Origin of the sequence: Duganella fentianensis (assembly GCF_964031615.1) — a bacterium.
Lineage (GTDB): Bacteria > Pseudomonadota > Gammaproteobacteria > Burkholderiales > Burkholderiaceae_D > Rugamonas > Rugamonas fentianensis_A.
The window spans coordinates 85,291-112,105 of sequence record NZ_CAXIQN010000018.1 but is presented as its reverse complement, the minus strand read 5'-3'; the positions used below and the strand labels follow the sequence as shown (position 1 = coordinate 112,105).

The following is a 26,815-nucleotide window of genomic DNA, read 5'->3' as shown; positions in this document are numbered from 1 at the left end:
GCTCAATACGGACGTAAAAAATCAAAGACGCCTTCAATCTCACGCTTGAAGCGCGAAATTGAAGGCGTCTTGAGTTTGCTCAACAGTGTGCGGGCAATGTCCGAATGACAGACCTGACCCCGAATTGACGGTGGGGAGATTAGCCGTCGAGGTGGGAGATCAGTAGGCGGCGGTTTTCGGCGTCACCGCCGCTGGCTTTGTGCTCGACCACCAGTCGCGAGTTCTGCGCGTCGAGCGAGATGCCGACCGAGAGGATGTCGATCAGTAGCAGCTGCAATATGCGCGAGATCATCGATAGGAAGGTGGTGCTGTCTTCGCTGTGATCCACCGCCAGACACACGCTGGCTTTCTTGGCCAGCGGCGAATTGCTGGAGGTGATGGCGATGACGTCGGCACCCGCGGCGCGCGCTGCATCCACTGCTTCCAGCAACTCGGGCAGGCGGCCCGAATTCGAAATGGCGATCACGACGTCGCCCGGATTGAGCAACTCGGCCGCCAGCGTCAGCAGGTGCGAATCGCCATACGCCGAAGTGGGAATGCGGAAGCGGAAGAATTTGTGCTGACCGTCCAGCGCCACTACACGCGAATTGCCCATGGCGTAAAACTCGACGCGCTTGGCTTTGGCCACCAGTGCAATCGCTTTGTCGAGCGAGCGCACATCGAGCTGGTCGCGGAATTTCAGAATCGCCGATACGGTGTTGTCGATCACTTTGGCGCTCAGGTCGTGCGTGCTGTCGCTGACCCGCACCTGACTGTGACGCACCGGGATGGCGCCCGTCAGGCTGCTGGCAAACTTCAGTTTGAAGTCGGCCAGTCCAAGGAAGCCCAGCGAGCGGCAGAAGCGGATCACGGTCGGCTGGCTCACTTCGGCCAGTCGGGCGATATCGGCAATCGGTTCGTTCAGCACGAGGCGTGGCTGCTCCAGCACCAACTGCGCTACGCGCTGTTCGGCCGGCGTCAGCTCATGCTGCAGATGCTGCACCCTTTCCATCAGGGTGTTGGCACCGCTGCGGCCGCGCAGGTGCTCGGACAAAATCGTCGCTACGCCGTAGAAGGCCGGATTCGGCGTGGTAATCACATAGGTCGGGATCTCGGCCAGATAGCTGGTGAAACGGCCCTTGGCTTCGAAGCGGGCGCGGAACGGCGAGCTGGCAAACCACTCGCCCATGCGCGGTACGATGCCGCCGCCAATGAACACGCCGCCGAAGGCGCCCAGCGTGACCGCCAGATTGGCGCTGGCACCACCCAGCATGGCGCAGAAGCATTCCAGCACTTCCATGCACAGCGGGTCTTTATCGGTCAGCGCGCCGGCCATGATTTCCTGCGAGGTCAGATCACGCACTTGCCGGCCATTGCGCTTGGCGATGGCGCGGTAGATGATTTCCATGCCGGGGCCGGAGATCAGACGCTCGGTCGAGACGTGCGACCAGGTCTGCCATGCGTATTGCAGAATCGCGTATTCGCGTTCGTCGGCCGGGGCAAAGTTGGTGTGACCACCTTCCGAACCCAGCGTGACAAAACCATCCACCGTCGGGATCACGCCCGACACCCCGAGACCCGTGCCGGGACCCAGCACGCCGATGACGGAATTGGAAGCCGGCTTGCCGCCGCCTACCTGCATCAGGTCGGACGATTTCAGACCCGGCAGCGACATCGCCAGCGCAGTAAAGTCGTTCACCACCAGCAGCGTGTGCAATCCCAGCGCGCGCCGCACTTCGTCGGTGGAAAATTCCCACGCGCGGTTGGTCATGCGCACATAGTCGCCACTGACGGGATTGGCCACGGCCAGTGCGGCGTGGTTCAGCGTCAGGTCGGCATGGTCGGCCAGATAGGAACGCAGCATGGCGACGATGTCGGTGTAGTCGTCGCACTTGAGTACGCGCACCGCGCGGAACTCGCCGGGCGCCGTCTGCAGGGCAAAGCGGGCATGGGTCGCACCAATGTCGGCCAGCAGGCGCGGGCCATCAGCAAAGGCGGTACGGTTCAGTTTTTGATCCACTTCGGCTTGTTTCATTGTCTATACAGTTAAAACAGTTGGCGGAAGCATACCCGAAATACCCGATGTTAAAAAGCCGCAGCGCCAAGGCAAGGCCGTGGCGATGCCAAATCTCCGGCTTGTCTACTACAGCATCAGGCGGCGTAACCGAACCACGCGCCAAAGGCAGGCAGCTCGACCTGACCGTTCTGCACCGAACCGGGCAGGCCATAGCCGGCCAGCTGTTCGGCACCTGCGGCCTGTGGCAGCGAGCAGCTGACTGGCGCAGCACTGAGATTGAAGACGGCGATGATGCTGCGCTCACCTTCTGCATCGCGGCGCAGCGCCAGCACGGGTTCCGGTGCGTCGAAGAATTCGATGCCGCCGCGCGTCAGTTGCGGGAACTGGCGCCGCCATGCGATGAAGCGGCGGGTAAATTCCAGTGACGATTGCGCATCGCCTTCCTGTTTCGACGCGGCCTTGGCCAGATGGTCAGGCGAGACGGGCAGCCACGGTTTGCCCGTAGTGAAGCCACCATGCTCGGCATCGCTCCATGCGATCGGGGTGCGGCAGCCGTCGCGGCCTTTGAACTCGGGCCAGAAGGTGATGCCGTACGGGTCCTGTAGCAGTTCGAACGGCACATCGGCTTCGGCAAACGCCAGCTCATCACCCTGATACAGACATGGCGTACCTTTCAGCGACAGCTGCATGGCCAGTATCATCTTGGCGAAAGCAGCCGGTGCTTCAGGGCCGCCCCAGCGGGTGGCCACGCGCTGCACGTCGTGATTGCCGACCGACCACGAGGCCCAGCCGCCTTTTACACGGGCTTCGAAATTCTCCACCTGCTGACGGATGTAATGGGCCGAGCATTGCGGCACCAGCAGGTTGAAGCTGTAGGCCATGTGCAGCTTGTCGCCATCGGCCGTGTATTCGGCCATCACGGCCAGCGAATCATCGGCCCCCACTTCACCGATCGCCACGGCCTTGTACTCATTCAGCAGCGCGCGCAGCTTCTGCAGGAAAGCCAGATTCTCCGGCCGGCTCTTGTCGTAGATGTGGGCCTGCATGCCGTACGGGTTCACATCCGATACAGTCGCCGTATCACGGTTGGTGGCGGGCGGATTGCTGCGCAATTCAGTGTCGTGGAAGTGGAAATTGCAGGCGTCCAGACGAATGCCGTCCACGCCGCGCTCGAGCCAGAAGCGCAACGCATCGAGGTGCGCCTGCTGCACGGCCGGACTATGGAAGTTCAGATCCGGCTGGCTGGTGAGGAAATTATGTAAATAGTATTGACGACGGCGCGTATCCCACTGCCACGAGGAGCCGCCGAACACCGACATCCAGTTATTGGGCGGGTTGCCATCGGGTGCAGGATCAGCCCACACATACCAGTCGGCTTTAGGATTATCGCGGCTGGAACGGCTCTCCTTGAACCACGGGTGCTCCTCGGCCGTATGCGACATTACCTGATCGATCATAATCTTCAGGCCCAGGCTGTGCGCCTTGGCGATCATGCTGTCAAAGTCGGCCAGCGTGCCGAACATCGGATCCACATCGCAGTAATCGGAGATGTCGTAGCCGAAGTCCTTCATGGGCGATTTGAAGAACGGCGAAATCCACACGATGTCCACGCCCAGCGATGCGATATAGTCCAGCTTGGACGTAATCCCCGGCAAATCCCCCACCCCATCACCATTGGTATCCATGAAACTGCGCGGATAAATCTGGTAAATAATCGCTTCGCGATACCAGTCCGACGCGTGAGGAGAGACTTGTGTAAGTTGCTTGGTCATATGAGAATCCGGGGTGGGCTTGGTAGTGGATTATGTTTGTAGATAATATACATCACGAATCTATAATTTTCAATTGCTAACCACACCGCAGATTTTGCAACTTATCCGTTTAAAATCAATAACATAGAATTTTTACAGAAAATTCATTTCTAAAAAATAGTAGTCAAACTACACAAATCAGGAGAAACACAGTGAGCGATCACGGTAACGGGCCTATGCCCCGACAGATTCCCTACATCATTGCCAACGAGGGCTGCGAACGTTTCAGCTTCTATGGCATGCGCAACATCCTCACGCCTTTCCTGCTGAGTACCCTGCTGCTATTCATTCCGCTGGGCGACCGTCCGGCCGAGGCCAAGCACGTCTTCCACACCTTTGTGATCGGGGTCTATTTCTTCCCCCTGCTAGGCGGCTGGCTGGCCGACCGCTTCTTCGGCAAGTACAACACGGTGTTCTGGTTCAGCCTGATCTACGTGGCCGGCCACGCCTGCCTGGCCATCTTCGAAGATAACCTCCAGGGCTTCTATCTGGGGCTGGGCCTGATTGCCTTCGGCTCGGGCGGCATCAAGCCGCTGGTGGTAGCCTTTGTGGGCGACCAGTTCGACCAGACCAACAAGAACCGCGCCAAGCTGGTATTCGACGCCTTCTACTGGATCATCAACTTCGGTTCCTTCTTCGCTTCGCTGCTGATGCCCGTATTCCTGCGCGACTACGGTCCTGCCGTCGCTTTCGGTATCCCCGGCCTGCTGATGGCCGTGGCCACCTTCGTGTTCTGGCTGGGAAAACGCAAATACGTCCATGTGCCACCGGCCAAGCCAGATCCGAACGCCTTCAGCAGCGTGGCCCGTACCGCCTTGCTGGCCAAGCGTGAGGGTCAGGGCCGTCCCGGCCTGATGGTGGCGGGCGCCGGTGCAGTGGGCGCGCTGGCATCGCTGGCCATGACGCCGCAATGGGGCTTCGTGATTGCCGCCTGCACGGCACTGGTGCTGCTGCTGGCCTTTGGCGGCATCGGTGTATCGCTGCAACTGGAGCGTGCGCGCGGCCTGCATACGGATGAAGCGGTGGAAGGCGTGCGCGCCGTGCTGCGCATCCTGATCGTGTTTGCCATGATTACCCCGTTCTGGTCGCTGTTCGACCAGAAAGCCTCGACCTGGATCGTGCAGGCCAACACCATGCACAGCCCGCTGCTGTCGCTGTTCGGCTGGGAATTCACCCTGCTGCCCGCGCAGATGCAGGCAGTCAATCCAATTCTGGTGATGCTGCTGATCCCGTTCAACAACCTCGCCCTGTTCCCGCTGATGCGCGCCATCGGCATCACCCCTACCCCACTGCGCCGCATGGGCATGGGCATCGCCCTGTCGGCACTGGCATGGGTGGTGGTGGGCCTGCTGCAATTGCAGCTCGATGGCGGCGACAAGATTTCCATCCTGTGGCAGTTGCTGCCCTACGCCCTGCTGACGCTGGGCGAAGTGCTGGTATCGGCCACCGGTCTGGAGTTTGCCTATAGTCAGGCCCCCGCCACCATGAAGGGCATCATCCTCAGTTTCTGGTACCTAGCCGTTACCGTAGGGAACCTTTGGGTGCTTATTGTCAATTCTGGCGTGAAGAACGAAACCGTCAGCGCGCAAATTGCCAGCAGTGGCATGAGTCCGATTGCCTTCCAGATGTTCTTCTTCGCCGCCTTCGCAATGCTGGTGGCAGCACTGTTTGCGCTGTATGCCACACGCTACAAGATGGTCGATAATTATCGGAAAGAAACTATGAGTTAACTGGTTTCACTATTAATTGTTGCCGCAGGGGAGCAAAATAAGGGAGTTACTTATTTTGCGAGCCCTGCATGAAGAAAGTCATCAGCCAGTTTTTATCCCTCCCCCTCTGGCGTCCCGGCGCCCGGCTTATGCGTACCATGCGCCTGCCGGGCAAATTCCTGCTGATTAGCGTCAGCTTCCTGATTCCCCTGATCTGGCTGTTCTACAGCTATAACGCGGCCGCCACGCAGGATTTGCGCACGGTCCGCAAGGAACGGCTGGGCATAAGCCTCATGTCGCCGCTGCTACAGGCCCGCGAAGCGGCCATTAGCTGGCGCCTGCAGGCGCGCAATGCTGCTGATGGCGAAGCAGCGCCCGAACTGAGTGCCGCCCGCAGCGCGTTCGACAGCGCCTTGCAGAAACTCGACAGCGTAGAAACGGGATCGGCCAATGCGCTCGGCACCAAAGCCGACATGGTCAATGTGCGCGAAGCCTATCGGGTCGCGCAAGGCAATTTCAGCTCTGGCGAAGACGCGGCACAGAAACTGCGCGCCCTCGATCTGGCGCTGGTGCGACTGGCCGAAGGAGCACTGGATAATTCCGATCTGTCGCTCGATCCGGCACTCGATAGCTACCACCTGATGAGCGCTGCCCTGCTGCACGCCCCGCAGGTGATCGATCGCCTGTCCGAGCTGCGCACACTGGGCCGCAACGCCCTGAAAGCAGGCACGATCACGCCGCAGCAGAACGCCCAGATCCAGCGTCTGCAGGCCATTATCGAACACGAGCAGCGTCAGGCCAAACAGGACCGCGCCATCGTTGCCGCGTTCAAACCGCAATATGCCAGCGCCCAGCGCAGCGAAAGCGAAGCGGCGCTGAACGCGCTGGCCACGCTGCTGCGCAGCAGCTTCCCCTACGGCCAGAGCGAAGTGGCAGGCGACCGCAACGCCTTCGGTGCACAGGTCAGCAACGCCATCAAACTGCAGTTCGAAGATATTGCCGCCAATCTGGCCGTGCTGGACACCATGCTGGCCGAACGCGAAGCGAGTTCGCGCACGGCACTGTATGCCACCCTGACCCTGTGCCTGATTGCGATTCTGCTGTCGGCCTATCTGTTCGTCGGCTTCTACAATTCCATGCAGAGCGGCTTCAAGAAACTGCGGCGCGAACTGATCGCCATTTCCATGGGCGATCTGCGTTCAGACATCAAACCTACTGGCCACGATGAACTGGCCGGCATGCTGCGCGAACTGACCAATATGCAGAAGGCCTTACGCGATACCGTGGCAGCCGTACAGAAGGCCAGCGATCAGGTGGTGGCGTCGAGTATCGACATTGCCGACGGCACGCGCAATCTATCCAGCCGCACCGAGGCGGCCGCTTCGGCGCTGGAACAGTCCTCGGCCGCGCTGGAACAGACCATCTCCACCGTGCAGATGACGGCCGATTCGGTACGTCAGGCTTCCGCCATTTCGATCGAAAACGCCAGCGCCGCCACCCGTGGCGGCGACGTGATGCAGAACGTGGTGGTGACCATGGAAGGCATCGAAGCGTCGTCGAAAAAAATCAGCGAAATCATCAGCGTGATCGATGGCATCGCCTTCCAGACCAATATTCTGGCGCTGAACGCCGCTGTCGAAGCAGCGCGTGCCGGCGAACAGGGGCGCGGCTTCGCCGTGGTGGCGACGGAAGTACGGGCGCTGGCCGGCCGCAGTGCCGAAGCAGCGCGCGAAATCAAGGCGCTGATTACCCAGAGCTCGCAGGAAGTCCGGGCCGGTACGGACGTGGTACGTCAGGCCGGCCAGACCATTACGGAAATCGTCGCCAACGCGGCACAGATCAAGACCCTGCTGGACGACGTCGCCAACGGTGCGCGCGAACAGAGTCTGGGCATAGGCCAGATCGGCGAAGCTGTGGCCGAACTGGATCGCAACACGCAGGCCAACGCCCAGCTGGTGGAAGAAACGGCTGCCTCGGCCGGCACCCAGCGTGATGTGGCCATCCATCTGGCGGCACAGGTGGATGAATTCCGCCTGCCCGGCAAGGGCGCCGGCAAGCTGGTGGAAGGCGTCGACGTGGACAGCATCATCGATGCGCACCGCCAGTGGAAAGTCAAACTGCGCGACGCCATCGAAAAAGGCGACCAGATCGACGTCAAGACGCTGGAGCGCGATGACTGCTGCGCACTGGGCAAATGGATCTACGGCGACGGCCAGCGCCTGAGCGGCCGCCCCAGCTTCGTGACCCTGATCGACAAGCACGCACGCTTCCACCGCATCGCCGGTCAGGTGGGCGAATTGATCAACAAGGGCGAGTACCTGCGCGCCGAACAGGCACTGGGCCATGGCACGCCATTCTCCAAGGCGACGACCGAAGTAGTGGAAGTGCTGTCCGGTGCAAAACGCGTAGGTTTCGAGTAAAAAACAGCCATCAAGTATCAAAACTACAGATTTTGGATTACCATAACCGGCAAATCCAAGCGTATTGCACCTGATTTTGTAACTGCACTACGAAAATTCTAACGTTTCGGAGACTTGTATGGCTGCTCATCCCCGTGCCGTGTGGCGTTTCGCCGCCGGCCTCACTCTGGGCGGCGCCACGGCGCTGTCCGGCCACGCCAGCGCGGCTACCCCCGCGCTAGCCGCCTGCGACGGCCCTTACGCCACCACCCTGCAGGCCGCGCCAGCCAGCGATGCCCGTGCCTACTGGCTGGATCGCCAGACCATACAATGGCCCAATACCGGCACCAGCGCCAGTGATGGCGTGTTCAAACTGTACTACGCCAGCAGTCCTGTCATCAGCGCCGTACGCGGTGCTGCCGTGCGGGGCGCCGAACTGGCCCTCACGCTCAATCCCGCCAGTGCCGCGCTGCCAGAAGCGCTGGCACAGCGCTTCCGCTTCGTCGGCCGTGGCGCCCAGTTACAACTGGCCGCTGCCGATAGCGCACGTCTGCCGCAACTGCTGACCGGCCAGCTGCTACTGGTGCAGGAAAGCGCCGACGGCAAAGTGCGCGATGCCACCGGCCTGCAGCTGGCCGGCGTGCTGGATGATCTGTATGCCGCTGCGGCGGATGTGGGCGACCTGGGCGTTAGCGTCGGCACTGGCGCGCCCGCTAGCGTGGGCTTCAAGCTATGGGCGCCTACTGCCCAGCAAGTCTCCGTCTGCACCTATGCCAGCGGCGCGGCGGCGGCCAGCAGCATCCTGCCCATGCAGCGCGACAGTGCAACCGGCGTCTGGTCGCTGCAGACTGGCGCCGCACAGGATGGCCAGTACTACCGCTACGTCGTCGATGTCATCGCCCCTTCCACAGGACTGGTACGCAATCTGGTGACTGACCCGTACTCCGTCAGCCTGACCACGGATTCACGCCGCAGCTATATCGCCGATCTGAATGCGGCTCGCCTGAAACCGGCCGGCTGGGAACGCGAGCACCGCCCCAAACGGGTCTACTTCCAGCCCGACATGACGGTGTACGAACTGCATGTACGCGATTTTTCCATCAACGATGCCAGCGTCAGCGTTGCCAACCGCGGCAAGTATGGCGCTTTCACGGAAAGCGCCAGCAACGGCATGCAGCATCTGACGGCGCTCAGCAAAGCCGGCATGACGGATATCCACCTGCTGCCCGTATTCGATATCGGCAGCGTGCCGGAACAGGGTTGCGTCACGCCGCAGATACCGGCCGGACTGGCGCCCGACAATACCGAAGCACAGGCCATCATCGCCCGTACTCAAGCCAGCGACTGCTACAACTGGGGCTATGATCCCTACCACTACAGCGCACCGGAAGGCAGCTTTGCCAGCGACCCGGCCGATGGCGCTAGCCGCATCATCGAGTTCCGCCAGATGGTGCAGGCGCTGCACAAGACCGGTCTGCGGGTGGGCATGGACGTGGTGTACAACCATACCTTCATCGCCGGCCAGAACGAGAAGTCGGTACTCGATCGCATCGTACCGGGCTACTACCACCGTTTGAACGGTAATGGCGATGTCGAGCGCTCCACCTGCTGCGACAACACGGCCACGGAAAACCGCATGATGGGCAAGCTGATGATCGATTCGGTAGCGCTATGGGCGCAGCAGTATCACATCGACTCGTTCCGCTTCGACCTGATGGGGCATCAGCCACGCGCCGCCATGGAGCAGCTGCAGGCACGCGTCGACAGCGCCGCCGGCCGCCACATCAACCTGATCGGCGAAGGCTGGAACTTCGGCGAAGTGGCCGATGGTGCGCGCTTTGTGCAGGCGTCGCAACTCTCGCTCAACGGCAGCGGCATCGGCACCTTCAGCGATCGCGCACGCGATGCCGTACGCGGCGGCGGCGCTGGCGATAGCGGCCTGCAGATGATTAGCCAGCAGGGCTATATCAACGGCATGGTGTACGACAACAATACCCAGGCAGCGCGCCGCAGCGTGACCGATCTGCTGCAGACGGCCGACATGGTGCGCGTCGGTCTGGCCGGCTCGATCCGCAGTTACACCATGCGGCGCTATGACGACAGCGTGCAGCCGCTGCAGAACATCATCTACGGCGGCAACCAGCCGGCCGGCTACGCCAGCGAACCGGGCGAAGTGGTGAACTATGTGGAGAACCACGACAACCAGACGCTGTACGACATCAACGCCTTCAAGCTGCCCGCCTACACCAGCAGTGCCGAGCGCGCGCGCGTACAGATGCTGGGTGCTGCAATTAACGCCTTCAGTCAGGGCGTGGCCTACTTCCACGCAGGCATGGATATTCTGCGTTCCAAATCGCTGGACCGTAACAGCTTCGAGTCGGGCGACTGGTTCAACCGGCTGGACTGGACCTATCAGGATAACTACTACGGCATCGGTGCGCCCCGTGCGGAAGACAACGGCAAAGACTATGACCTGATCCTGCCGCTACTGCGCAACAGCAGCGTCAAGCCCACGCCGCAGGACATCGCGTTTGCGCGCGATGCCTTCCGCGATCTGCTCCGCATCCGTGCCAGCAGCACCCTGTTCCGTCTGCGCAGCGCGGCGGAAATCCGCCAGCGTCTGAGCTTCTACAACACGGGTAGCCAGCAGGTGCCGACCGTACTGGTGGGCCACCTTGAAGGCGCCGGTTATCCGGGTGCCCAGTTCAAATCCATTACCTATCTGATCAACGTCGATACGCAGGTGCAGAAACTGGTGATCAGCGAAGAAAAAAACCGTCGCTACCAGCTGCATCCGGTGCACACCAGCATGACCGCAGCGGACAAACGCGTGGCCTCGGAAGCCAAGTTCGACGCCGGCACGGGTTCCTTTGTAATTCCGCCACGAAGTGCCGTGGTATTCGTAGAAACGTACTAAAAAATCATGCTATCTTTCCGGCTCCCTATGGATCCGGAAAGAGATCATGAAGAGACACCACTACGCAGCAGCCCTGTTCCTGTCAGTGTTACTTTGTGCCTGCGGTGGCGGCGACTATGTGCCGCAGGCGAATCATGCGCCCGTGGCCAGTGCCGGTCCGGCACAAATCGTCAGTGTGGGAACTTCGGTGAAACTGAATGGCTCGGCGACCGATGCCGATCAGGATCTGGTGTCGTACACGTGGACGCTATCCAGACCGGCGAATAGCGCCGCCTACCTGCTCAACTCCAAAGTGGCGACACCAACCTTCAATCCCGATGTGGCGGGTGTGTATGTGGCCACGCTGATCGTCAATGACGGCAAGCTCGATAGCCTGCCGTCCACCGTGATGATCACAGCGCAGTAAGCGAGGGGCATTAAGTGCAGCGCTTGCCGCGCAATGCAGCCGGCGCCGGCGCCGGCCCTGCCGCTGCCTAACTATCAGTCCTGCCCTATCAGCAGCACGGCATTGCGCGTGCCGAAGTTCACCTGACCATTACGCACCACGGCAGATTTTCCACTGTAGTAGTCGCGCACTTTGGCGCCATCGGCAAATACGCCATGTAGCGCAATGCTGGTGCTGCGGTCGGTCGGCAGATCGAGCGCCACCACCACCTTATCCTGCAGCGCGCCCTTGCTGTAAGTACGCTTGAAAACGTAAGGCTGCGCCTGCAGTTGCTGATGCACACCAGCGCCAACAGCGATGTGCGCCTGACGGAACAGGCCCAGCTTGGCCCAGTGCGCGCGCACTTCGCCTACGCGATAGCCGTCACGCTGGGCATTCTGTTTCAGCTCATCCCAGTTCATAAAGGAACGCAGCTTGGCATCGCCCACGGCATCGGCCACATCGAGCTTGCGCGCGGTCTCGTCGCCGTAATAGATCTGCGCCGCGCCCGGTGCCAGCAGCAGCTTGTTGGCCGTCACGAAAGGACGCTTGCGCGCCGCATCGTATGGCCGATCAAAGTCATGCGAAGCCAGATAGTTAAGCACCGAATAGCCTTGCAACGCGCCACCGTGCAGCATGGCGGAATAGCGACTGAACATGCTCTCGTAATCCTGCTCGGCATCGGCCACGGTGCCGAAGTTGATCAGGCTATCGAAGCCGTTCTGGTAGTAGTTGGCCTGCTGGCCGCCACCTAAGTCGTGCAACTGACCATCGTCCAGCCGGTAGTTATACACCTCGGCCGTCATGTAGAAGCGGTCATCCGACAGCTTCTTGGCAGGGTTGGCACGCTTCCAGTCTTCGAACGCGGCATCGGCCACATTGCGCAGCTCTTTCCAGACAGGCGCTTCCACGTGCTTTACCGTATCGGCACGGAAGCCATCCACACCGTATTTACGCACCCAGTCGCTATGCCACTTCATCAGGTAGTAGCGCGGCGCACGGGGATAGCCGGTGCGCGCAAAGAACTCGTCCAGCTCGCGCTGCTCGCGCTCCAGCCGGCCTTCGCGCTGCCACTTGGCCACTAGCGCTGGCGGCAGCGCCACCGGCGTATCGCTTTCCGTACGCACGTCCGGTAGATTCTTCACCAGCGTGCAGCTGATGGTACTGGCTGCGTCTTTATAAGTGCAGGCCGGCCCCGTCCGCACCCACTCGTCCGGCCACACGGGATCGGCTTGCGTTACCGGCCCCGTGTGGTTCATCACCACGTCCAGCAACACGCGGATACCGCGCTGGTGCGCCGCTTCGACCAGATCGCGGAAATCCTGCTCCGTGCCCAGATTGGCGTCGACCGCGGTGAAGTCGCTGGCCCAGTAGCCGTGGAAGCCATACGACTGGCCCGTGCCTTCATCAGTGCCGGCATGGATCTGCTCCACGGGCGGCGTCAGCCAGATGGCGTTCACGCCCAGACTGGTGAAATAACCCTCGCGGATTTTCGCCGTGATACCGGCCAGATCACCGCCCATGAAACCGCGCAGCGGCGCAGCATCGGCTTTGCGGCCATAGGCCAGATCATTGGCCTTATTAGCGTTATTGAAGCGGTCCGTCAGCAGGAAATAGACTGTCGCGTTATCCCACGAGAATGGTCGAGCGGCCTGCACCGTGGCTTTACCTGCCTGCGGCGCTGCGCTGGCCACTGTGCTGCCGCCCAGTGCCAGAGCCAGTGTGAGTGCGATTGGGGTCAATTTCATGCTGTCGTCCTGTAGTAGGTTGAATTGAGAGCTTAGGTGATAACGCTAGGGCGCGCACGGCCGGTCCAGCCGCTGATCCCGGCCACCTGTTCGGCGATCAGGATCAATGCGGACAGGGCCTGCTGCGTGAGCAGGTGGTGATAGGTAGGGTCGGCTTCGTAGCGCTCCAGATAGACGCGCAAGGTGGCGCCTTCCGTGCCCGTGCCGGACAGGCGGAACACGATGCGCGAACCGTCAGTCATAACGATGCGCACGCCCTGCCCCGTCGAAACAGAGCCGTCAACCGGATCGGTGTAGGCAAAATCGTCGGCATAATCGACCACGTAATTGCCCAGATCCTTGCCTGCCAGTGCGGGCAGCTTGATACGCAGCGATGCCATCAGCTCGCTGGCGGCGTGGGCGTCGATGGCCTCGTAATCATGGCGCGAATAATAGTTACGGCCAAAGCGGGCCCAGTGTTCGTCCACCAGCTGCTGCACAGGTTTGCCCGTCACAGCCAGCAGATTCAGCCAGAACAGCACAGCCCACAGGCCATCCTTCTCGCGGATATGGCTGGAACCCGTGCCGTAGCTCTCCTCGCCGCACAGGGTCGCCTTGCCGGCATCGAGCAGATTGCCGAAGAACTTCCAGCCGGTGGGTGTTTCAAAGCATGGGATGCCTAGCGCTTCGGCCACACGGTCGGCCGCACGCGAAGTGGGCATGGAACGGGCAATGCCGGCCAGTCCCTGACGGTAGCCAGGCGCCAGCGTAGCATGCGCCGCCAGCACGGCCAGACTGTCGGATGGGGTCAGTTCGAAACGGCGGCCGACGATCATATTGCGGTCGCCATCACCATCCGACGCAGCGCCGAAATCCGGTGCGTCCTCATCGGCCATGATGGCGATCAGCTGGGCTGCATTGACGGGATTCGGATCGGGATGGTGGCCGCCGAAATCTTCCAGCGGCACGGCGTTGATCACCGTACCGGCCGGCGCCCCCAGCTGCCCTTCCAGTATGGCCTTGGCATACGGACCGGAGACCGCGTGCATGCCGTCGAAGCACATGCGGAAGCCGCTGGCGAACAGTGCGCGCATGGCATCGAAATCGAACAGCTGCTGCATCAGCTCGGCGTAATCGGCCACCGGATCGATCACCTGCACCGTCATCTGCTCCAGCTGATAGGTCGCCGGCTGGCTCAGGTCGATCTCGTCACTATCGCTGATGCGGTAGCTGTTGATGGTAGTGGTGCGCTGGTAAATCGCTTCGGTCACACTCTCCGGTGCCGGCCCGCCGTTGGCGATGTTGTACTTGATGCCGAAATCGCCATCGGCACCACCGGGATTATGGCTGGCCGATAGCACGATGCCGCCCATGGCGCCATATTTGCGGATCACGCAGCTGAGCGCAGGGGTGGACAGGATGCCGCCCTGCCCCACCAGCACACGGGCATAGCCATGGGCCGCCGCCATGCGCAAGATGGTCTGCACAGCCACGCGGTTGTGGTAGCGGCCATCGCCGCCCAGCACCAGCGTCTGGCCGCTGCAATCGCCCAGCGTATCGAACACGCTCTGGACAAAATTCTCGAGGTAGCCGGGCTGCTGGAAGATGGTGACTTTTTTCCGCAGACCGGAAGTGCCGGGCCGCTGGCCCGTGAAAGGAAGAGTGCTACGTACCTGGATGCTCATGTTCGCTCCGCGCAGTAGTAGGGCAGATTTCAGGCACCTCGCGCGCCAGCTGCACTAGCCACGAATGGCCAGTGTAGCGACGCGAAAAGTGATCATACGAACAATATTACCTTACTGGCCGACAGGTTCTGCGTTATCGCGCACAATCAGGGTCAGCACACCGGCCACGATCATGCACACCCCACCCAGCATCACAGTCTGCACGGTGTGGCCCGCGAACAGGTGCTTGGTAACGAAGCCCAGCAGCAGACCGCTGACGATCTGCGGAATCACGATGAAGAAATTGAACACGCCCATGTAGTAGCCCATGCGCTTGGCTGGCAGCGCGCCCGCCAGAATCGCATATGGCATGGTCAGAATACTGGCCCACGCAATGCCCACACCGATCATCGGCAGATACAGCAGGCTGGCATCATGAATGGCATACAGGCTAAACAGGCTAACGCCGCCGATCACCAGACAGCTCATGTGGACAAATTTACGGCTGGTGTAGCGCGCGAAAATAGGCAGAATGAACGCGGCCAGTGCCGAAACGCCGCTATACACGGCAAACATCACGCCCACGCGGTTCCCCGCTTCTTGATATGCCGCAGACTGGGCATCCACCGTACCGAACACGTTTTCGCCGATGGCCGAGGTGGTGTAGATCCACATGGCGAACAGCGCGATCCACGTAAAGAACTGTACCGCTGCCAGTTGCAGCATGGTGGCCGGCATGCGGGTGAAGCCGCCCATGATTTCGCGCACGGCAAAGGCCATACCTTTGGTACGACGCTGCTCTGCGCGGAAAGCTTCCAGATCGTCAGGCGGGGTCTCTTTCGCCGTCAGCACGGTCCACAGCACGGCCAGCATGTAGATGGCGCCGCCGCTGTAGAAGGAGTAGCGCACGGTATCCGGAATGGCACCATTGACGGGCACATTGCTGACATGCAGATAGTCGGCAAAGATGGTCGGCAGCAGCGACGCGATCACAGCGCCCCAGCCGATGAAGAAAGTCTGCATGGCGAAACCGGCAGTCTGCTGGGAAGGCCCCAGTTTGTCGCCGACGAAGGCGCGGAACGGTTCCATCGACACGTTGATGGCGCCATCCATCAGCCACAGTACAGCCACGGCCATCCACAACGCGGTGGAATTGGGCATCAGGAACAGTGCGATCGAGGCCAGCAAGGCACCGATAAAGAAGAATGGACGGCGGCGACCCCAGGTCGGGTGCCAGGTGTTATCACTGAGGTAGCCGATGATGGGCTGTACCAGCAGGCCCGTTACAGGGGCGGCCAGCCAGAACAGGGAAAGATCGTCGGGATTCGCACCGAGTGTGGAAAAAATACGGCTAGTGTTGGCATTTTGCAGCGCAAAGCCGAACTGGATACCGAAGAAGCCGAAGCTCATATTCCATAACTGCCAGAACGACAGAATGGGCTTACTGGTGGAAGTGTGCATGCGGCGTGTCCCCGACTATTTTGAGATTTGTAGCAAAATAACACGCCGCACTATGTGTGTCAAATGATAGAACCCAAGGTAAAATACAGGAAAAAAGCCACCCGCACGGTGAATATCCCTGCTTAAATGTAGCCAAACAACATAAACACGGACCATTTCGAGACGACCCGACTACATGAAAAAACCAACTTTGACCCGCCTCGCCGCCCTGCTGCCCCCGGCTCTAGCTCTGCTGGCCAGTCACAGCGCACTGGCACAGAATGCCGCCCGCAAGTTCGAAACGGCCAGCCAGCGCGACGGCGTACTGGAAGTGCGCACCAGCGATGGCTACTACCTGATCAAGCCCTACACGGGCAGCATCGTCGAAACCACCTTTGTGCCAAACGGCCAGAGTATCGAGCCGGCGTCGCATGCTGTGGTACTGGCACCGACGGGCATAAAAACCACACTGGCCAGCAAAGCTAACAGTGTCGAATACACGGCTGGCGGCATGCAGGTGACGATTACCAAAGCACCGTTCCAGATCAGCTACGCCTACAAAGGCCGCAAGCTGGTGGCGGAAAAACACGGCTACCTGACGAAGCAGGACGATCCTGTCAACGGCAGCAAGGATATCCATCAAGGCGCCGCACGCCCGCTGGAAGCCATCGAATTCGCGCTCGACAAGGACGAAGCCCTGTATGGGGCGGGTGAACGCGCCACCGGTATGAACCGGCGCGGCCAGCGCTTTACCCTGTATAACAAGGCGCACTACGGCTATGGCGAGCACTCCACCCAGATGGGCTATGGCATGCCGCTGGTGCTGTCGTCGAAGATGTATGCGCTGCACTTCGATAATTCCTACACCGGCTATCTGGATTTCGACAGCCGCAAGGACAATAGCCTGAGCTACGAAACCACGGGCGGCCGCAAGACCTATCAGGTAATCGCCGGCGACAACTGGCAAGACCTGATCGCCAGCTACACCAGCCTGACGGGCAAGCAGCCCTTGCCGCCGCGCTGGGCGCTGGGCAATTTTGCTATGCGCTTCGGCTACCGCGACGAAGCTTTCGCCCGCGCCACCGTGAACAAATTCATCGCCGACGATATCCCGCTCGATGCCATCGTGTTCGACCTATTCTGGTTCGGCAAGGACATCAAAGGCACCATGGGCAATCTGGCCTGGGATAAGGATAACTTCCCCAACCCTAGCGGCATGATCAGCGACTTCCGCAACAAGGGCGTGCAGACCGTAGTGATCACGGAACCGTTCATTGTCGATACCTCGGCGCGCTGGCAGGAAGCCATCGACAAAAAAATCCTCGGCACGGACGCCAGTGGTGCCCCGCTGGCCTACGACTTCTACTTCGGCCACACGGGCCTGATCGACATCTTCGGCCAGAACGGCAAGGACTGGCTCTGGAACATCTACAAAGAACTGCACCAGCAAGGCGTGGCTGGCGTATGGGGCGATCTGGGCGAACCCGAAGTACATCCGGCCACCATGCAGCACGCCACCGGCAGCGCCGACGCCGTGCACAACATCTATGGCCACCAGTGGGCCAAGCTAGTCGCGGAAGGCTATCAGCGCGACTACCCGACCGAACGCCCGTTCATCCTGATGCGGGCCGGTTATTCGGGCACCCAGCGCTACGGCATCATCCCGTGGTCGGGCGATGTGGATCGCAGCTGGGGCGGTCTGCACTCGCAGCCGGAGATCGCCCTACAGATGGGCATGCAGGGTGCCGCCTATATGCACTCCGATCTGGGCGGCTTTGCCAACCCCGTGCTGGATAACGAACTATATGTACGCTGGCTGCAGTATGGCGTGTTCCAGCCCATCTTCCGCCCCCATGCACAGGATGAAGTAGCACCGGAACCCGTGTACCGCGACGACGCCACCAAGGCGCTGGCGCGTGCCGCCATCCGCCTGCGCTACCGCCTGCTGCCATACAACTACACGCTGGCGTTCGAGAATAACCAGCAAGGCCTGCCGCTGATGCGCCCCATGCTGTACGAAGAACCGCGCAACGCCAAAGTGCAGGCCATGTCCTCCACCTACCTGTGGGGTAAAGACCTGCTGGTAACGCCAGTGCTAGCAAAGGGCGCCAGCACGGTGGAAGTCTACTTCCCTGCGCGCAGCGTGTGGTTCGACTTCCACACGGGTGCCAAACATGCGGGCGGCATGAGCGACAGCGTCAAACTGGAAGCGGACCACATTCCCGTGTATGTGCGTGGCGGTGCCTTCATCCCTATGGCCAAAGTAGTACAGAGCACGCGCGACTACAACACCCGCCACCTCGAACTGCACTACTACCACGACGCCAGCGTCAGCGCGGGCAGCGGCAAACTGTACGACGACGACGGCAGCACCGCCAACGCCTACGAACAGGGCCAGTACGAACTGCTGAACTTCGCCAGCAAGCTGCAGGGTCGCGAACTGACCATCAAGGTCGATTCCGCCACGGGCAAGCAATACCAGCGTCCGGACCGCAGCATCGCCCTGCAGGTACACAACATCAGCCGTGCACCGACGGTGGTGCGGGTCGATGGCAAAGCCGTGATTTTCGTCTGGGACGAAACCAGCAAAGTGCTGAGCGTGGCCATGCCGGCCAGCAGCGCCGCCAGCCGCAACGTCAGCATCACCCTTTAACCCCTGGGGTCAGGTCGGGCAAAGTGCAGGTGTCAGGTCGGGCATTGGTGCACAGTTCGCTACACAAGTAGCGAGCTCTGCGCCAATGCCCGACCTGACCCCGCTTAGGTGTATCATTGCCGCCCATCGGATGAATCCATCCGGTGCCATGACAAGATCAGCTAGGGAGATGCCTGTGACACCAAAAATTATCAGCACGCTGCTGGCGCTAGGCGCCATGTCAGCCGCCAGCACCACCGTGCTGGCCGCCCCCACCCAGAAACCAACCGTTGCCGAAGCCGAGCGCTTCCTCAGCGAGACGGAAGCCAAACTCAATAAACTGAATAACGAGCAGGCACTGGGCGCCTGGGTCGGTTCCAACTTCATTACCGATGATACGGAAGCGATTGCCTCCTTCTTCGCCGAGCGCTATCTGACGGCCTCCGGCGAAGCGGCCATCGGCGCACGCCGCTTCAACGGCCTGAAACTGTCGGCCGATTCGGCCCGCAAGCTGATGCTGCTGCAGCAGACGCTGGTGTTCGCCAATCCGAAAGAGCGCGAACAATATGCCGGTCTGCAGGCCGCCCTGAACGGCGCCTACGGCAAAGCCAAGTACTGCCCGAAAAATGCCGACGGCAGCGCAGGCACCTGCATGGCACTGGGCGAAATGGAAAAAGTGCTGGCGAATAGCCGCGACGAAGCCAAGCTGAAAGAAATGTGGGCCGGCTGGCACGCCCAGTCGCCTGAATACAAAGGCAAATACCTCGACTACATCGCGCTGTCCAACAAGGGCGCCAAGCAGATGGGCTTTGTCGATACGGGCGCCATGTGGCGCTCGCAGTACGACATGCCGGCCGACGCGTTTGCCAGCGAAATGGAACGCCTGTGGCAGCAGGTCAAGCCGCTGTATGACTCGCTGCACACCTACAGCCGCTACAAGCTGCGCGAAACCTATGGTGCCGATGTGGTGCCGCTGGAAGGCCCGATTCCTGCACACCTTTACGGCAATATGTGGAGTCAGACCTGGAACAATCTGTATCCGATTCTGAAGCCAGCTACCGGTGCAAGTAACTACAGCCTGACCAAGGTGCTGGAAGATCGCAAGACCGATGCCAAGCAGATGACCAAATATGCGGAAGCCTTCTACACCTCGCTGGGCATGCAGAAGCTGCCCGCGTCGTTCTGGGAGCGTTCGCTGTTCACCAAGCCGCGCGACCGCGATGTGGTGTGCCACGCTTCGGCATGGCCGATCAACGAGAAGGATGATGTGCGTATCAAGATGTGCATCAACCCGACCGCAGAAGACTTCACCGTAATCCACCACGAACTGGGTCACGTCTACTACTTCCTCGGCTATACGGGCCAGCCTTACCTGTACCGTGGCGGCGCCAATGACGGCTTCCACGAAGCCATCGGCGACACCATCGCCCTGTCGATTACGCCTGACTACCTGCAGAAAATCGGTCTGATGGATCAGGCGCCTGATGCCGATGCAGATATAGGTCAATTACTGGAACGCGCACTGGGCAAAGTTCCAATGCTGCCGTTCGCCTACATGGTCGATAAATGGCGCTGGGATGTCTACGCCGGCAAGACCAAACCGGCTGATTTCGACAAGAGCTGGTGGCAGTTGCGCGAGCAGTACATGGGCATGAAACGTCCTGTCGCGGCAGACGCCAAAGGCGCCGGTTTCGACGCCGGTGCCAAGTACCACGTGGCCGCCGATGTACCTTACGCCCGCTACTTCCTGGCCAATATGCTGCAGTTCCAGTTCCACCGTGCGCTGTGCCGCGAGGCTGGCTACACGGGGCCTCTGCACCGTTGCTCGATCTACGGCAACGCCAAAGCAGGCGCCAAACTGCAGCAGATGCTGGCCATGGGCGCCAGCAAACCGTGGCCGGAAGAGCTGAAAGCCATTTCGGGTGAAGAACGTATCGACGGCGGTGCGCTGCTCGATTATTTCGCACCACTGAAGACCTGGCTGGATGCCCAGAACGCTGCCTACGCAGCGGCTGCCAAGAAGTAAAAATGCTAACAGCAGCGCCCGAATACGGCGCTGCTTTTTAGCGACATTCCGAGACTCCGCGCAGCCCAGCGTGTATGATGAAGCACCCCAATCTGCGGGTGCTTCATCAGCTAAAAAATCGGAGTAAAAATGAGTCTGGGACTGGTTAAAAAAGTCGTCATCGTCGGTGGCGGCACATCGGGCTGGATGACCGCCGCCGCGATGTCTACATTAATCTCCAACGGTTGCGAAATCCGCCTGATCGAATCCGATGAGATCTCCACCATCGGCGTAGGCGAAGCCACCATTCCTGTCATCCGCGGGTTCAATGACCTGATCGGCATCGACGAAAACGAATTCCTGCGCAACACGCAAGGCACTTTCAAACTCGGCATCGAGTTCGTCAACTGGGGCAAACAGGGCGACTCCTATCTGCACGGTTTCGGCGTGATCGGGCGCGACCAGATGCTGGCGCGCTTCTACCATTACTGGCTGAAGATGTATCAGGAAGGTAAAGCGCCGAACATCGAAGACTATTCGATCAACACGGCTGCCGCACGCCAGTTCAAATTCATGCGTGCCGACCGCGAAAGCGGTGATTCCCCACTGGCCGACATTTCCCACGCCTTCCATTTCGACGCTTCACTGTATGCCAAATACCTGCGCCGCGTGAGCGAAAGCCGTGGCGCCATCCGCACCGAAGGGCGCATCGTCAAAGTCGAACAGCGCGCCAGCGATGGCTATGTGGAAGCTGTGGTACTGCATAGTGGCGAACGTATCGAAGGCGATCTGTTCATCGACTGCTCGGGCTTCCGTGGCCTGCTGATCGAGGAAACCCTGAAGACAGGCTTCGAGGACTGGTCGCACTACCTGCCGTGCGATCGCGCGATTGCCGTGCCGTGCGCTTCGGTCAGCCCGCTACTGCCCTACACCCGTTCCACCGCCCACAAGGCCGGCTGGCAATGGCGCATTCCGCTGCAGCACCGCATCGGCAACGGCCATGTGTACTGCAGCCAGTTCATGCAGGAAGCCGAAGCAGAAGATATCCTGATGAATAATCTGGATGGCAAGGCGCTGGCGCATCCGCGCCACCTGACGTTCAAGGCGGGCAAGCGCAAGCTGGCATGGAACCGCAACGTGGTGTCCATCGGGCTGGCCGGTGGCTTCATGGAGCCACTGGAATCGACCAGTATCCATCTGGTGCAGACAGGCATTACCCGTTTGCTCATGATGTTCCCGCACATGGGCTTCGAGCAGGCCGACATCGACGCGTTCAACCGCGCCAATGACGACGAATACATCGGCATCCGCGATTTCCTGATCCTGCATTACAAGCTCAATCAGCGCATCGGTGATCCGTTCTGGGACTACTGCCGCAATATGCCGATTCCTGATACGCTACAGCGCCGCATGGATCTGTACCAGAGCAACGGCCGCTTGCTGCTGTCGCGCGACGAACTGTTCACGGAAACCAGCTGGATACAGGTGATGCATGGTCAGGGCCTGCGCAGCAAGGGCTACCACCCGCTGGTGGATCAGCGCACGCCGGAGGAAATCGAAGGTTTCCTCAACAACGTCAAGGATGTGGTACAACGCTGCGTCGATCACATGCCCACGCACGAGGAGTACATTGCAGCGCATTGCGCCGCAGAGAAGATGTAAGTCCGGAAGCGAGGCAGCGCCTGGACGCTGCCTCGTTACCCTTTTACTTAGGCATAGGCTGGCGCGGCGCAGCGCAATGCTGCGCGATAAAGTCGGCGTGGGTAGGCATATGCTGCACACACTGAGCGATCACATCGCGTATGCTCTCCAGATACTTCTCCGCTTCTTCCACCGGCAGCAGATCGGCCAGCGGATCATAGCCTTGCGGCTTTAGATTCTGGCCGTGCATCACCTGCAGCCAGCCCGTCTCCGCAAACAGCTCGTTATCGAAGCGCACCACGCGGCCACGTGCCTGGAACAGATCAATCTTGTGCTGCAGCGAGTCCGGCACCGGCATGGCAGCACACTGTTTCCAGAACTCGGAATCATCACGCTGATTGGCCTTGTAGTGCAGGATCACGAAGTCGCGGATACGTTCGTATTCGAAGCGGCTCTGGCGGTTGTACTCGGCCACTTCCAGCGGATGGAAGCCGCTATCGGGGAAGAACTGCAGCAGCCGCGCAATCGACGACTGGATCAGATGGATACTGGTCGATTCCAGCGGCTCGAGGAAGCCGCTCGATAGCCCGATCGCCACCACATTACGGTTCCAGCCCTGCTTGCGCATGCCCGTCTTGAACTTGATCTGGCGCGGGTCGGCCAGCACAGCGCCATCCAGATTTTTCAGCAGGATATCCTGTGCCTGCGCATCGTCCATAAAGGCACTGCAATACACATGACCATTACCCGTGCGGTGCTGCAGCGGAATACGCCACTGCCAGCCCGCCGTGTGTGCAGTCGAACGGGTATAAGGCGTCAGCACGGAAGCGGATTTGCACGGCACCGCCAGCGCACGGTCACACGGCAGCCAGTGCGACCAGTCCTCGTAACCCGTCTGCAGTGCCTCCTCGATCAGCAGACCACGGAAGCCGGAACAATCGATAAACAGATCGCCTTCGATACGCTCGCCCGATTCCAGCACCACCGCTTCCACAAAGCCGTTATCGGGCCGCAGCGCTACACTGGCGATCTTGCCCTCGGTACGGCGCACGCCGCGCTGCTCGCACACGCCGCGCAGGTAGCGCGCATACAGGCTGGCGTCGAAGTGATAGGCGTAGGCGATATCGGCCAGCGGCGAATTCGGCAGATCAGGCCGCGCCGGCATGAACTTGTTATGGCGTGCCGCCATGCGCGTGATTGAATACTCATCCAGCTCGCGCGCCTTGCCCAGCGCGCGCAGGCGCTGCCAGTACTGATCGAAACGCACGGTCCACAGGTCCTGTCCGAGGATGCCGAAGCCGTGGATATAGCGGTCGCCCAGCTTGCCCCAGTTGACGAATTCGATGCCGAGCTTGTAGCTGCCCTGCGTGGCCTTCATGAACTCCGCTTCATCGATGCCGGCCACCTGATTGAAGCGCTGGATCATCGGTATGGTGGCTTCGCCCACACCGACAATGCCGATTTCGTCCGACTCCACCAGCCGGATGTTGTACTGCCCGCGCAGCACAGTGGCCAGCGCGGTCGCGCTCATCCAGCCTGCCGTACCGCCACCGACGATCACGATGTTTTTAATCGCAGTCTGCTGCATCCAACTCACTCCTCGAAAAACCTGCTCCAGAAACGAAACAACCCCGGCGAACCGGGGTTGATGTTAGCACTAACTACCGACTACTTACGGAAGTTAGAACTTGTAGGTCAGACCGAACTGGTAAGTACGACCGAACACAGTTTTGTACGAGATGGCGCTGGAATCAACACCGTTGTACTCCTGGTAAGGCGTATTGTTCCAGTTGTTAGCCTGTACGTAGACCGACAGACCTTTCAGGAACGACTGCTGGAATTCATACGAAGCCTGCAGATCGATGATGGTCTCGCCTTTTACGAAGGTCAGCTGTGCGTTGTCCTGGTAGTCGCTGATCTGACCCAGGAAGTCCGAACGGCGACGGGCAGCCCATGCGAAGTGGAAGCCATTCTTCTCGTAGTACATACGCAGGTTGGTTACGCGCTTCGACAGGCCTGGCAGAGGGATCTTCACGCTGCCTACGCCCTGAGTAGCGAAACCGACTGCTGGCAGTTCGATACCGCTCTCGGTGTTCGAGAAGTTAGCCGAAGCACCGAAGCCGTCCAGATAGGTCGACACCAGCGAGAACGGTACGTTGACTGCGAACTCGTAGCCGTGCAGGTTGCCGCCGTCGCCGTTGGTCGGGGTGGTCAGCAGACCAACCGTCGAACCAGCGTATGGGCCGGTGGTTGGCAGCGGGGTAGCAGCCGTAACCTGACCTTTGAAGTCAAACGCACGTGGTGCACGCAGGATGTAGGTATCGAGCTTTTTGTAGAAGGCAGCAGCGCTGAAGTAGCCCTTGTTGCCGAAGTACTTCTCGTACGATACGTCCACTGCTTTAGCGCGGAACGGTTCCAGCTTGGCGTTACCGCCGCTACCGGTCAGGATAGGCACGTTGTTGTTCTTGCTCACGCCGAAGGCCGAGCTAGCGCGCATATCGTCCAGGTTTGCACGGGCCAGCACTTTCGCCAGACCGAAACGTACCTGCTGTTCGCTACCCAGATCGAACGACACGTTTGCGCTAGGCAGGATGTCGTTGTACGAGGTGCCGTCGGCGATCACAGCCGATGGGCAGGTTTCTGCGGTGATGCCGGTGCAGGTTGCCAGATCCACTTTGTTACCGGTGGTCGACTGGCTGGTGTGCACGAACTGGGCACCGAAGTTACCGCGGTAGCTCAAGCCAGCCAGCGAACCGTCCAGATCACCCATGGCGTAGGCGGTGGTGACTTTTTCCGACACCGACCAGTCTTTGGCCAGCACGCTTGCATCGACCCACTTAGCCAGCGTGTAGATCGAACCCAGCGTACCGGTAGGGTCGAACGAAACGATAGGAATGCCGGTGGTACCTGCGGTGGTGACTTCGCTGCCTGGAACGGTAGCGGTAGCGTAGCCGTTGGCGCCTTTCACAACCAGACGACCTTCTTCGCCGTAGCGTACTTTGCTACGCTTGGTGTAGTTCACGCCGAACTGCACGGCAGCCACTGGGCCCCATTCCACTTGCTGACGGCCCGACAGACGGACTGCATCAATCTTGTCATCCACGTTAGGCAGTGCGACATAGCCAGCCTGTGGCGAGTTAGGACCACCACCCCAGCCATCGGTGTCGGTCAGGAAGGTCTGCGAGCGGTTCGAGTAGTCGAAGCTCGAGGTCAGTTTCATACCCGACAGGTTTTTGCCATCGAAGCCAGTCCACGAGAGGGAGCCGATCTGCGAAGCTGCCACGTTACCAGCCTGACCAGCAGTGGTTTCGTAACGCGATGCGTTTTTGGTCGCTTTCGAGTGCGACAGGTCGCCGGTCAGGGTCCAGTCAGCCACTTTCCACTGGGTATTCCAGCCGATCGCCGTCAGTTTGTCGTCGGCCGATTCTTTGTGGTTACGTACGTCGCCTTTGAAGTTGCTGAACGTACCGCTGGTGGCTACACCGTTCTGGATGGTGGCGTTGCTCAGTACACCAACCGGGTCATAGCCGCCCCACGAGCCGCCGATCGAACCTTCCAGACCGGTTTTCTTCAGGCTCGAGCTACCTGCCGAGTAGAACAGGTCGACCGAAGTCTTGAAGTCTTTGTTAGGACGGTATTGCAGCATGGCGGACACGCCATCGCGGTTGTTTTTCGAGGTTTCCGTGTCAGCTTTGAAGCCGGCAGGAACCACGACGCTCTGACCGTTGTAGGTAATGGTGTCGGTGCCGCCGCCTTCGAATTTCTGCTGGCCGCCGCCGTTTTCTTTGTAGCTGGTGATACCCACTGCCACACCGATGGTGCGGTTAGCGAACTGGTCCACGTAGCTGAAGGTGTAACGCTTGCCGTCGCCTTCTGGCGAGCCGGAACGCACGCCGGTGCGCTCGTTACGGATACCAGCAGCCAGCACGCGCTTGCCGAAGTCCAGCGGCTGCACGGTGCGCAGGTCGATGGTCGATGCCAGACCCTGACCGATCACGGTCGCATCCGGAGTTTTGTAGATCATGGCGCTGCCGATCAGTTCTGCTGGGAACAGATCGAATTCAGGGCTACGGGCATTGCCGGTCGACGCCATTTCGCGGCCGTTGACCAGAGTACCGTTGAAGCTTGGTGCCAGACCACGCACGCTGATGTCAGCGGCTTTACCCGAACCGCGGCTACGCTGGGCGGTGACGCCTGGCAGACGGGAGATCGATTCAGCCACGCTGGAATCCGGCAGCTTGCCGATGTCTTCCGCGGAGATGGCTTCAACGATGGAGGTGGAATTCTTCTTGATCGAGATCGCTGCTTCGATACCGCGACGGATACCGGACACGACCACGGTCTGTACGTCGGCCGATTTGGCGTCGGCTTGAGCGGCCGTTACATCAGCAGCCTGAGCAGCTTCGCCTTGCGCAGCTTCTTGCGCGTAGACATTGCTTGCCATCATAGA

The 26,815-nt window shown here is 60.3% G+C and carries 14 protein-coding genes; 7 read left to right on the top strand and 7 right to left on the bottom strand.

What is annotated here, in order from left to right; translation table 11 throughout:
- Positions 1–139: 139 nt before the first annotated feature.
- Together ABNT42_RS12180 and ABNT42_RS12175 are read right to left on the bottom strand one after the other, a co-directional pair.
- A complete protein-coding gene (locus ABNT42_RS12180) occupies positions 140–2,014 on the bottom strand; it encodes a glucokinase (RefSeq protein WP_348697292.1) in 1,875 nt (624 codons plus the stop codon).
- A 116-nt stretch (positions 2,015–2,130) separates the two neighbouring features.
- Positions 2,131–3,768 carry an alpha-amylase family glycosyl hydrolase gene (locus ABNT42_RS12175; protein ID WP_348697290.1) on the bottom strand — a complete coding sequence of 546 codons (1,638 nt, stop codon included), beginning with the start codon at positions 3,766–3,768 and terminating at the stop codon, positions 2,131–2,133.
- A 215-nt stretch (positions 3,769–3,983) separates the two neighbouring features.
- On the opposite strand from ABNT42_RS12175, the gene ABNT42_RS12170 reads away from it, so the two are divergent.
- The 4 genes from ABNT42_RS12170 (at position 3,984) to ABNT42_RS12155 (ending at position 11,238) form a co-directional block, all read left to right on the top strand.
- A complete protein-coding gene (locus ABNT42_RS12170; protein WP_348697442.1) occupies positions 3,984–5,537 on the top strand; it encodes an oligopeptide:H+ symporter in 1,554 nt (517 codons plus the stop codon).
- Between the two features lie 128 nt (positions 5,538–5,665).
- Positions 5,666–7,936: a methyl-accepting chemotaxis protein gene (locus ABNT42_RS12165; protein WP_348697288.1), complete on the top strand. Its 2,271-nt coding sequence runs from the start codon at positions 5,666–5,668 to the stop codon at positions 7,934–7,936.
- Positions 7,937–8,054: 118 nt separating this feature from the next.
- The gene (locus ABNT42_RS12160) at positions 8,055–10,832 is read left to right on the top strand and encodes an alpha-1,6-glucosidase domain-containing protein (RefSeq protein WP_348697286.1); all 2,778 of its coding nucleotides are present in this window, start codon (positions 8,055–8,057) and stop codon (positions 10,830–10,832) included.
- A gap of 46 nt (positions 10,833–10,878) precedes the next feature.
- A complete protein-coding gene (locus ABNT42_RS12155; RefSeq protein ID WP_348697285.1) occupies positions 10,879–11,238 on the top strand; it encodes a PKD domain-containing protein in 360 nt (119 codons plus the stop codon).
- A gap of 74 nt (positions 11,239–11,312) precedes the next feature.
- On the opposite strand, the gene ABNT42_RS12150 is transcribed toward ABNT42_RS12155, so the two are convergent.
- The 3 genes from ABNT42_RS12150 to ABNT42_RS12140 form a co-directional block, all read right to left on the bottom strand.
- Positions 11,313–13,004, bottom strand: a complete 1,692-nt coding sequence (locus tag ABNT42_RS12150) for an alpha-amylase family glycosyl hydrolase (RefSeq protein ID WP_348697283.1) — start codon at positions 13,002–13,004, stop codon at positions 11,313–11,315.
- Between the two features lie 32 nt (positions 13,005–13,036).
- The gene (locus ABNT42_RS12145) at positions 13,037–14,668 is read right to left on the bottom strand and encodes an alpha-D-glucose phosphate-specific phosphoglucomutase (protein ID WP_348697281.1); all 1,632 of its coding nucleotides are present in this window, start codon (positions 14,666–14,668) and stop codon (positions 13,037–13,039) included.
- Between the two features lie 111 nt (positions 14,669–14,779).
- Positions 14,780–16,108, bottom strand: a complete 1,329-nt coding sequence (locus ABNT42_RS12140; protein WP_348697279.1) for an MFS transporter — start codon at positions 16,106–16,108, stop codon at positions 14,780–14,782.
- A 175-nt stretch (positions 16,109–16,283) separates the two neighbouring features.
- Here ABNT42_RS12140 and ABNT42_RS12135 point away from each other — a divergent pair, with 175 nt between their 5' ends.
- From ABNT42_RS12135 to ABNT42_RS12125, 3 genes are all read left to right on the top strand, one after another.
- Positions 16,284–18,740, top strand: a complete 2,457-nt coding sequence (locus tag ABNT42_RS12135) for a TIM-barrel domain-containing protein (protein WP_348697277.1) — start codon at positions 16,284–16,286, stop codon at positions 18,738–18,740.
- A gap of 169 nt (positions 18,741–18,909) precedes the next feature.
- Positions 18,910–20,745: a M2 family metallopeptidase gene (locus ABNT42_RS12130; RefSeq protein WP_348697275.1), complete on the top strand. Its 1,836-nt coding sequence runs from the start codon at positions 18,910–18,912 to the stop codon at positions 20,743–20,745.
- 129 nt (positions 20,746–20,874) lie between these two features.
- Entirely contained in the window at positions 20,875–22,386 is a 1,512-nt protein-coding gene (locus ABNT42_RS12125; protein WP_348697273.1) for a tryptophan halogenase family protein, read from the top strand.
- A gap of 43 nt (positions 22,387–22,429) precedes the next feature.
- Here the strand turns inward: ABNT42_RS12125 and ABNT42_RS12120 are convergent, their stop codons facing one another.
- Positions 22,430–23,953, bottom strand: coding sequence for a tryptophan halogenase family protein (locus ABNT42_RS12120; RefSeq protein WP_348697272.1), 1,524 nt, complete (start codon positions 23,951–23,953; stop codon positions 22,430–22,432).
- 93 nt (positions 23,954–24,046) lie between these two features.
- On the bottom strand, positions 24,047–26,812 hold the full coding sequence (locus ABNT42_RS12115; protein WP_348697270.1) for a TonB-dependent receptor: 2,766 nt from the start codon (positions 26,810–26,812) through the stop codon (positions 24,047–24,049).
- Positions 26,813–26,815: the final 3 nt, after the last annotated feature.

Coding starts and splice junctions, on each gene's coding strand:
- ABNT42_RS12135 (WP_348697277.1), top strand. CDS start 16,284: ATGAAAAAACCAACTTTGACCCGCCTCGCCGCCCTGCTGCCCCCGGCT.
- ABNT42_RS12120 (WP_348697272.1), bottom strand. CDS start 23,953: ATGCAGCAGACTGCGATTAAAAACATCGTGATCGTCGGTGGCGGTACG.
- ABNT42_RS12165 (WP_348697288.1), top strand. CDS start 5,666: ATGCGTACCATGCGCCTGCCGGGCAAATTCCTGCTGATTAGCGTCAGC.
- ABNT42_RS12155 (WP_348697285.1), top strand. CDS start 10,879: ATGAAGAGACACCACTACGCAGCAGCCCTGTTCCTGTCAGTGTTACTT.
- ABNT42_RS12175 (WP_348697290.1), bottom strand. CDS start 3,768: ATGACCAAGCAACTTACACAAGTCTCTCCTCACGCGTCGGACTGGTAT.
- ABNT42_RS12125 (WP_348697273.1), top strand. CDS start 20,875: ATGAGTCTGGGACTGGTTAAAAAAGTCGTCATCGTCGGTGGCGGCACA.
- ABNT42_RS12150 (WP_348697283.1), bottom strand. CDS start 13,004: ATGAAATTGACCCCAATCGCACTCACACTGGCTCTGGCACTGGGCGGC.
- ABNT42_RS12170 (WP_348697442.1), top strand. CDS start 3,984: ATGCCCCGACAGATTCCCTACATCATTGCCAACGAGGGCTGCGAACGT.
- ABNT42_RS12115 (WP_348697270.1), bottom strand. CDS start 26,812: ATGATGGCAAGCAATGTCTACGCGCAAGAAGCTGCGCAAGGCGAAGCT.
- ABNT42_RS12160 (WP_348697286.1), top strand. CDS start 8,055: ATGGCTGCTCATCCCCGTGCCGTGTGGCGTTTCGCCGCCGGCCTCACT.
- ABNT42_RS12145 (WP_348697281.1), bottom strand. CDS start 14,668: ATGAGCATCCAGGTACGTAGCACTCTTCCTTTCACGGGCCAGCGGCCC.
- ABNT42_RS12180 (WP_348697292.1), bottom strand. CDS start 2,014: ATGAAACAAGCCGAAGTGGATCAAAAACTGAACCGTACCGCCTTTGCT.
- ABNT42_RS12130 (WP_348697275.1), top strand. CDS start 18,910: ATGCCTGTGACACCAAAAATTATCAGCACGCTGCTGGCGCTAGGCGCC.
- ABNT42_RS12140 (WP_348697279.1), bottom strand. CDS start 16,108: ATGCACACTTCCACCAGTAAGCCCATTCTGTCGTTCTGGCAGTTATGG.